Source organism: Kitasatospora sp. NPDC058965 (genome assembly GCF_042741245.1).
GTDB lineage: Bacteria > Actinomycetota > Actinomycetes > Streptomycetales > Streptomycetaceae > Kitasatospora.
Window position 1 is genome coordinate 1 of the sequence record NZ_JBHYKG010000366.1, and the last position, 7,868, is coordinate 7,868.

General features: G+C 74.9%; 6 protein-coding genes. 4 read left to right on the plus strand and 2 right to left on the minus strand.

The annotated features are described in order from the left end of the window. Nucleotides 1–105 precede the first annotated feature (105 nt). On the plus strand, nucleotides 106–1,287 hold the full coding sequence (locus ACFW1A_RS35705) for a GDSL-type esterase/lipase family protein (protein WP_380416804.1): 1,182 nt from the start codon (nucleotides 106–108) through the stop codon (nucleotides 1,285–1,287). Between the two features lie 33 nt (nucleotides 1,288–1,320). On the opposite strand, the gene ACFW1A_RS35710 is transcribed toward ACFW1A_RS35705, so the two are convergent. Further along, nucleotides 1,321–3,690, minus strand: a complete 2,370-nt coding sequence (locus tag ACFW1A_RS35710; protein WP_380416806.1) for an ATP-binding protein — start codon at nucleotides 3,688–3,690, stop codon at nucleotides 1,321–1,323. 224 nt (nucleotides 3,691–3,914) lie between these two features. Between ACFW1A_RS35710 and ACFW1A_RS35715 the strand changes: the two genes are divergently transcribed. After that, nucleotides 3,915–4,373 carry an ATP-binding protein gene (locus tag ACFW1A_RS35715; RefSeq protein WP_380416809.1) on the plus strand — a complete coding sequence of 153 codons (459 nt, stop codon included), beginning with the start codon at nucleotides 3,915–3,917 and terminating at the stop codon, nucleotides 4,371–4,373. A gap of 141 nt (nucleotides 4,374–4,514) precedes the next feature. Further along, a complete protein-coding gene (locus ACFW1A_RS35720; protein ID WP_380416811.1) occupies nucleotides 4,515–5,672 on the plus strand; it encodes an ROK family protein in 1,158 nt (385 codons plus the stop codon). Nucleotides 5,673–5,715: 43 nt separating this feature from the next. Here ACFW1A_RS35720 and ACFW1A_RS35725 read toward each other — a convergent pair whose 3' ends face one another. Then, complete coding sequence (locus tag ACFW1A_RS35725; RefSeq protein WP_380416813.1) at nucleotides 5,716–6,171, minus strand: recombinase family protein; 456 nt, start codon at nucleotides 6,169–6,171, stop codon at nucleotides 5,716–5,718. A gap of 565 nt (nucleotides 6,172–6,736) precedes the next feature. On the opposite strand from ACFW1A_RS35725, the gene ACFW1A_RS35730 reads away from it, so the two are divergent. Continuing rightward, nucleotides 6,737–7,828, plus strand: a complete 1,092-nt coding sequence (locus tag ACFW1A_RS35730; RefSeq protein ID WP_380416815.1) for a hypothetical protein — start codon at nucleotides 6,737–6,739, stop codon at nucleotides 7,826–7,828. Nucleotides 7,829–7,868: the final 40 nt, after the last annotated feature.

Consider the following 7,868-nt stretch of genomic DNA (forward strand, 5'->3'; position numbering starts at 1 on the left):
GCCGCAGGCGGCGCGGTGGCCCCACACCCGCACCGCATTCCGCCCCCCGTTTCCCCGACCCTCCTCGCTGCGTCAGGCAGCGCAGGCGGAGCCAAGGAGTTGACCATGTCTCAAGGCACCACCCGAGCAGCGTCCGGCACCGCGACCCGGCGGCTCACCGCAGCCGCCCTCGCCCTTCCGCTGGCCGCGACCGGCCTGCTCACCGCGACCGCCGGCCCCGCCCAGGCCGCGCCGAGGAGCGGCGCCGCCATCACCGTCTCGCTGGGCGACAGCTACATCTCCGGCGAGGCCGGCCGCTGGCAGGGCAACAGCGACACCTTCACCGGCAGCCGCTCCGGGACCGACCGGGCCTGGACCGGTCACGGCTACGACGCGAGCCAGGTGTACGGCGCGACGGCGCAGAACGGCTGCGACCGCTCCGACTCGGCCGAGGTGCTCAGCGCCTTCGGCGCCGACCGGGCCGTCAACCTCGCCTGCTCCGGCGCCACCACCGCGAACGTGTTCCGCGCCGCGCACGGCGGCCAGTCCTTCAAGGGCGAGGCACCCCAGGCCGACCAGCTCGCCTCCCTGGCCGCGCACCGCCGGGTCGGCACCGTCGTGCTCTCGATCGGCGGCAACGACCTCGGCTTCGTCCACGCCATCACCCAGTGCGTGCTGGACTACGAGGCGTCGGCCGGCGACTGCCGGGACTCCCAGCAGGCCGCCATCGACGCCCAGATCGACACCGCGATGGCGAACGTCGGCACGTCGATCGACGAGATCCGCGCCGTGATGTCGGCCGACGGCTACGCCGCCTCGGCCTACCGGATCGTGCTGCAGTCCTACCCCTCGCCGATCCCGCGCAGCTCGGAGGACCGCTACCCGCAGAGCGGGTGGAGCCGCACCACCAAGGGCGGCTGCCCCGCGGGCGACGACGACCTGGACTGGGCCCGCGACCAGATGGTCCCGCAGGTCGCCCAGCGGCTCTCCGAGGTTGCCGCCGACCGGGGCGTGCAGTTCCTCGACGTCCAGGACCTGCTCCAGGGCCACGAGGTCTGCTCCACCTCCGACCAGCTGGCCGGCTCCGCGCAGCCCCCGTCCGCGGAGACCTCGGAGTGGGCCCGGTTCCTTACCACCGGCCTGACCCAGGGCACCAAGCAGGAGTCCTTCCACCCGAACTACTACGGGCAGTTGGCCCTCGGGCAGTGCCTGAGCCTGATCGCCGACCAGCCCGCGGACCAGGACTTCAGCTGTCAGAGCACGCCGGGCCAGGGCACCGACGGCGTCTACCTGACGCCGGCGTCCTGACGTGACGGGTGCGCTCCCGCCCGGGAGCGCACCCTACTCGGACCGGGGACTGCGCCCCGGCACGGCGGGTGCGGCCTGCGCCCCGGCCGGCGGCAGCGCCGACTGCCGGGCCACCCAGACGGCGACCTGGGTCCGGGACGAGAAGCCGAGCTTCGTGAGCACGTGCTCGATGTGGTTCTCGGCCGTGCGCAGCGAGATCACCAGGGCGGCCGAGATCTCCTTGTTGCTCATGCCCTTCGCCACCAGCTCCGCGACCTGCGCCTCCCGCCGGGTCAGCCGCGCGCCCCGGTCGCCGACGGCGGACGGCGCCGCCCGCTCCCGCAGGATGTCCTCGACGATCTGCTCCGCGCCGAGCCGGCTGCCGCGGGCCGCCGCCGCCCGGAAGGCCCGGGGCGCCAGGGCGGTGCGGACCTGCTCGGCGTAGCGCTCGTGCACCTGCACCATGAACGGGACGGACTCGTGCAGCGAGGCGCCCAGCCCCTCCCAGAGCGCGTGCAGGCAGCCCAGCAGGTAGGCCGCCCGGTCCCAGTCGCTCTCCTCGGCCGCGCTCCAGAAGGTGAGCTCGACGCAGAGCGCCAGGCCCCAGCGGTCGTGGAACGGGTCCTTGAGCCTGATCGCCCGGCGCAGCAGCTCCGCGGCGGCGGGCCGGTCGCCGCCCATCCACCTGGCCAGCCCCTCGGCGAAGACCGCGTAGGAGTGCAGCAGCGACTCGCCCGCGTCCTCGGCGACCGCCACCGCCTCCCGGCTCAGCGCCAGCGCCGGCCCCGCCTCCCCGACCATCGACTCGCCGAAGGACTGCTTGAAGAGCGCGCTGGTCAGCCCCGCGAGGTCGCCCAGGGCCCGGTGCCTGGCCGCCGCCTCGGCGAACACCGCGATCGATTCGAAGCCCTGGTCGGAGAAGCCCATCGCCGCCCCCCGGTACTGCAGCGCCCAGGCCGCCTCGGCCTCGTCGCCGAGCCGACCGGCCCGCTCGGCGTGCGCGAGGAGCAGCGGCTCCGCCTCGGCGAGGTTGCCCTGGAGCACCGCGAACCAGGCGTCCAGACCCATCGCCCGGGTGCGCGCCGCACCGGCGTCCCCGGCCGCCGCCAGCAGCCGGGACAGCCACTGCCGTCCCTCGCCGAGCGCGCCCGAGGCGATCCAGTAGTCGCGGGGCAGGCCCGCCATCGCCAGGCCCGCCTCCGCCTCGCCCGGCTCGGTCACGCAGAACTCCAGGGCCGCGCGCAGGTTCGCGTGGTCGGCGCGGAGCAGACCGAACCAGTGCGGCTGCTGCGGGCCGAACCAGTGCTCCTCGGCGCGCTCGGCCAGCCGCCGGAAGTGGTTGCGGTGCCGCCGCCGCTCGGCGGTGCTGCCGTCGGCCAGCCGACGGGCCCCGTACTCGCGGACGGTCTCCAGCAGCCGGTACCGCACGCCGGCGGGGCCCTGCTGCCGGATCAGCACCGACTTGTCGATCAGGCCCGCCACCAGGACCAGCAGCTCCGAGCGCTCGATCCCGTCGCCGGAGCAGACCGCCTCGGCCGCCGCCAGGTCGAAGCCGCCCGAGAAGACCGACACCCGGGCCCAGAGCAGCCGCTCCGGCGGCGAGCAGAGGCCGTAGCTCCAGTCCATCAGGTCGCGCAGGGTCCGACGGGCGGCCTGCGGTCGGCCGTCCAGCAGGGCGAACCGGTCGGTGAGGCGGTCCAGCACCTCCTGCACGTCGAGCACCCGCAGCCAGGAGGCGGCCAGCTCGATCGCCAGCGGGAGCCCGTCCAGCGCCGCCACCAGCCGGGCCACCGCGGCGGCGTTGGCGTCGTCGACGGCGAAGCCCGGCAGCACGGCGGCCGCCCGCTGCTCGAAGAGCTTCACCGCCTCGAACCGGGCGAGCCCCGTCGCGCCGGTCACCTGCTCCTCGTCCGGCACCCGCATCGGCGGCACGGCACAGACGTGCTCGCCGAGCAGGCCCAGCGGCTGCCGGCTGGTCGCGAGCACCTTGAGCCCGGGGGCCGCCCGCAGCAACTCCTCCACCAGCCGGGCGCACGGACCGGCCAGGTGCTCGCAGTTGTCCAGCACCAGCAGGAGCTGACGGTCCGCCAGGTACCCGGCCAGCACCTCGGCGGCCGACCGCTCGGAGCGGTCCTGCACGTCCAGCACGTCCACCACGCTCTGCGCCAGCAGCAGCGGGTCGCGCAACTGCGCCAACTCGACCAGCCGCGCACCGTCCGCGAACCCCTGCTGCGCGGCGGCGGCCGCGCGCAGCGCGAGCCTGGTCTTGCCGACCCCGCCCGGACCGGTCAGCGTCACCAGCCGGGCGGCGGCGAGCAGCCGACCGATCTCGCCCAGTTCGCCCCGCCGGCCGACGAACCCCGCCACCTCGGCGGGCAGCCGGCCGGTGCCGGGCGCATCGGTGGGGAACGGCGCGTCGCCCATGGGCCGGATCGCTTCCTGTCGGTCGTGCTTTCCGAGATCAGTATGGTCGCTGGAGCCGTCCGCGGGCGACGGCCCCGGGCGCCGTCGACCCGGCGCGCCGGACGGCCGCTACCACCGCAGGAGTCCGGACGTCCCGGGTGGGGCCACCACCGATTACGTATACCTACTCCGGCGGACCCCGATTGTCCCCCCGGACCCGGCGGCGGCATCGTCGGAACCACCCCGTGCCACGCACCACCTACGGGACGCACCTGGAGTCCGCCATGGCCATCGCCTCTGTTCGCCCGGGCACCGCCGCCCGGAACCGGTCCACCGACTCGGCGCCGCAGCGCCGCGGAAAGGTCGTCGCGCGCGGCGGCGCCCCCGCGACCGAGGCCGCCGTGCCGGTGCTGCGGCGCTTCGCCCTCGACGCCGTCCGGCGCTGGGAGGTCCCCGGGGAGATCACCGACCGGCTCCCGCTCGTCGTCACCGACCTGGTCACCGCCGCAGTGCGGCACAGCCGCGGCGCCGACGTCGTGGTGGCCGTCGAGTTCGACGGCGAGACCCTGGCCGTCGAGGTCCGGGACTCCGGGACGTGGTGCGGCCGGTGGACCGCACGCCGGATCGCCGAGGACGCCACCGGCGGGCGGGGTCCGCGGATCGTCCGGTGCTGCGCCACCTGGTGGCGGGCGCTCACGTCCTAGCGGACCCCGGCGGCGGACTGTCCGGCCGTCAGCTCCCGGGCCGGGACGGGCCCCGCCGACCGGCCCCGCCCGGTGCTGTCCGTGGCCCGCCCGGTCCGGTCCGTAGTGGACAAAGCCATAGCGGGCAAGTACCTTGCCGAGGTGTTCCCGAACCCCGCGAATCCGCTGGTCACGGCACCGGCGGAAACCACCATCCTCGCCATGCTGCTGGCCGAGAGCCCGCTCAGCAGGGTGGAACTGGCCCGCCGGACGGGCCTGTCGTCGACGGCGGTGACCAAGGCGGCCCGGCCGCTCATCGACGGCGGTTACCTGCACGAGCTCCCGCCGGAGCGGACCGCCCCGGGAGCCGGTCGCCCGGTGAACCCGCTGGCGGTCACCCCGGACCGGGAGTTCTTCGTCGGGGTGTGGATCGGTCCCGACGGGCTGCACGGCACCGTCTGCGACCTGCGGGCCCGGGCCCGGGCCGGCGCACAGCGGGAACTCGGCGACCGCGACCCCGCGTCGGTGTGCGCGCTGCTGGCCGAGCTGGTCGACGAACTGCTCGACACCGAACCCGAGTTCCGGGAGCGGACCCGGCACCTGGGAGTGGTGGTCGGCGGCGAGGTGGACCGCGACACGGGCCGCGTCAATCTCCCCGTCCTGCCCGGGTGGCAGGACGTGCCGCTGGTCGAGGCGGTGGCCGCCGCGACCGGCCTGAACGTCACGGTCGAGAACGACGTCAAGGCCCTCACCGTCGCCGAGCACTGGTTCGGCGAGGGCATCGGCACCGAGTACTTCGCCGTGGTCACCGTCGGGCGGCAGGTCTCCTCCGGGCTCGTGGTCAACGGCGAGCTGGTGACCGGCGCCTACGGCGCCGCGGGGGAGCTGGGCCACGTCCGGGTCGACCCCGCGGGCCCGCCCTGCCGCTGCGGTTCGAACGGCTGCGTCGAGGCGATCGCCGCCACCGACGCGATCCTCGCCGCCGTCCGCCGCTCCGCCGGCGACCCCGCGCTGGACTTCGCCGGCGCCGTCCGGCTCGCCCGGGCCGGCGATCCGGACGCGCAGGACGCCTTCGCCCGGGCAGGCCGGGCCGTCGGGACGGGCATCGCCACCCTGGTGACCCTGTTCGGTCCGGAACGCGTGGTCGTCACCGGGGAGGTGCCGGACGCGCTCGACCTGCTCGACGCCCATCTCAGGGAGGCCTACGCCGCGCACTGCTTCAAGGCGGCCGCCAAGTGCGCACTGACCCTGCGCCCGCTCCCGTGGGAGGAGCGGGCGCGCAGCGGCGCCGTGATCGGGATCCAGGCGCTCTTCCCCTGAACCGGCGTCAGCGCTGCTGTGGCCGGGGGACGCCAGGGCGGCGTCAGCCCAGTCGCACCGCCCGCGCCGGGGCCCAGGCGGGACCCGCGTTCCGGCGTCCGCGGCCGACCCGGACCAGCGCCCGGCGGGCGGGCAGCCGCAGGATCCGTTCGCAGCCCGCCCCGGTGAGCCGGCGGACGCAGGCCCGGAGCTCGGCCTCGCAGTCGGCGAGCACCCACGGGCCGGGAATCAGCAGCAGGCGGTGGGAGCCGGCCTGTGCCGCGTGGACGAGGGCCTGCAGCCGGGGCCGGTCGGCCGCCGGTCCGGGGCCAGGTCGGCCGCGGTCCACGTAGAAGACGGGCCCGGGCAGGCCGAGGCGGTGGGCGAAGTGCTCCAGCGCCTCGCGCTGGTCCCGCAGGGCGGCCGCGGCGCCCACGGGGTGGCACAGGTAGGCGGCGGGCGGCAGTTCCGGCGCGGTGCGGCCGGCAGCCGGCCGTGCGGCCGGAGCGTCGGCGTCCATCGAAGACTCCCGGGGGCAGTGGTGGCACGGGTGGGCAGCGACAGGTTCCCTGACCGGCGGTCCCGCGCCCACGGGGGAAGTACTCAGATTCGGCGCCGAAGCTGGGAGTGCACCCAGGTGGCGCCGGCCCCGTCGGGCCGGGGCGGCGGGCGGACGGGCGGCTGACGGCGTCCCGGATCCGTGCCGCCGGAGTGCCTGTTGATCCGCTGTCAGCGGGTGACTGCCGGGTGTGGGTCGGCCGCCGAGGCAATTAAGAAAGCTGGGGGAATAATGTTGACACGCTCACGACACCGCTGGTTTGCTTGACCGCGGCAAGCCGCCACGGGTCGCCGGAGACAGAGCAACGATCCGTAGTTCCAAGGCACTTGACGGCTTGATCCATCCCCCGTGGGCGGCAGTGTGGCCTGCCCGGGGGCTCCCGCACCGCAGTCCGACAGGGCTCCGGTGTGTCCGGGCAGGACCTGCACCGCCCCTGCCGGACGTGTTCACCCGACCCCGTGTCACCTCACCGGCCGCACCGCCGACCCCGATTGGTGCGGCCGACCGACGAGAGGATCTCCCCACTATGGGTACCCCCATGCTCCGCGGCTCGGCCCGCGCCGCCTTCACCGGCGTCGCCGCGCTGTCCCTCGCCGCTGGAGCCGTCCTGGCCACCACCCCGAGCGCGGTCGCCGCAGGCTCGCACAGTCACCCCGGCGCCGTCCCGTTCGTCTCGCACGCCGCGAGCGCCCGGGCCCACGCGGCCGCGAAGGTTCCCACCGGCCCGGACACCCTGTCCTACGGCGGCGGCGTCGACGGAGTGGGCGTCAACGACGGCCACTCGCAGGTCTACCTGGTCTTCTACGGCACCCAGTGGGGGACCAAGGGCACCGACGCCAAGGGCAACGCGACCTTCTCCAAGGACCCGGCCGGCGCGGCGCCGGTCGCCCAGGCGATGTTCAAGGGCATCGGCACCGGCAACGAGAAGTGGTCCGCCGACCTCACCCAGTGGTGCGACGGCCCGAACGTGAAGAAGGGCGCCACCAGCTGCCCGGCCAACGCCGCCTTCGTGCCGTACCAGAAGGGCGGCGTACTGGCCGGGGTCTGGTACGACAACGCGGCCGCCTCGCCCCAGGACGCCACCGGTCACCAGCTCGGCCAGGAGGCGGTCAAGGCCGCCAAGCACTTCGGCAACACCACCGCCGCCTCGAACCGGCACACCTACTACGTGATCCTCTCGCCGCACGGCACCGACCCGGACGACTACCAGAGCCCGTTCGGCGGCTACTGCGCCTGGCACGACTACACCGGTGACTCCTCCCTCACCGGCGGCGCGGTCAACTCCCCCTACGGCCCGCTGGCCTTCAGCAACCAGCCGTACAACATCGACCTGGGTGCCGACTGCGGCGTCAACTTCGTCAACAAGTCGGGCAAGCTGGACGGTTGGACGATGACCCTGGGCCACGAGTGGCACGAGATGATGTCCGACCAGTTCCCCGCCGGCGGCTGGACCAACGCCACCAGCGGCGAGGAGAACTCCGACGAGTGCGCCTGGAAGGCCCCCGGCACCGCCGGCGGCGCGGCCATGGTGAGCATGGGCACCGGCAAGTTCGCCGAGCAGGCCAGCTGGTCGAACGACACCAACTCCTGCGCGATCACCCACGCGATCCTGCACTGACGGTCCACCGGACGGCCGAGCGGGCCCGCCTCCCTCGGGT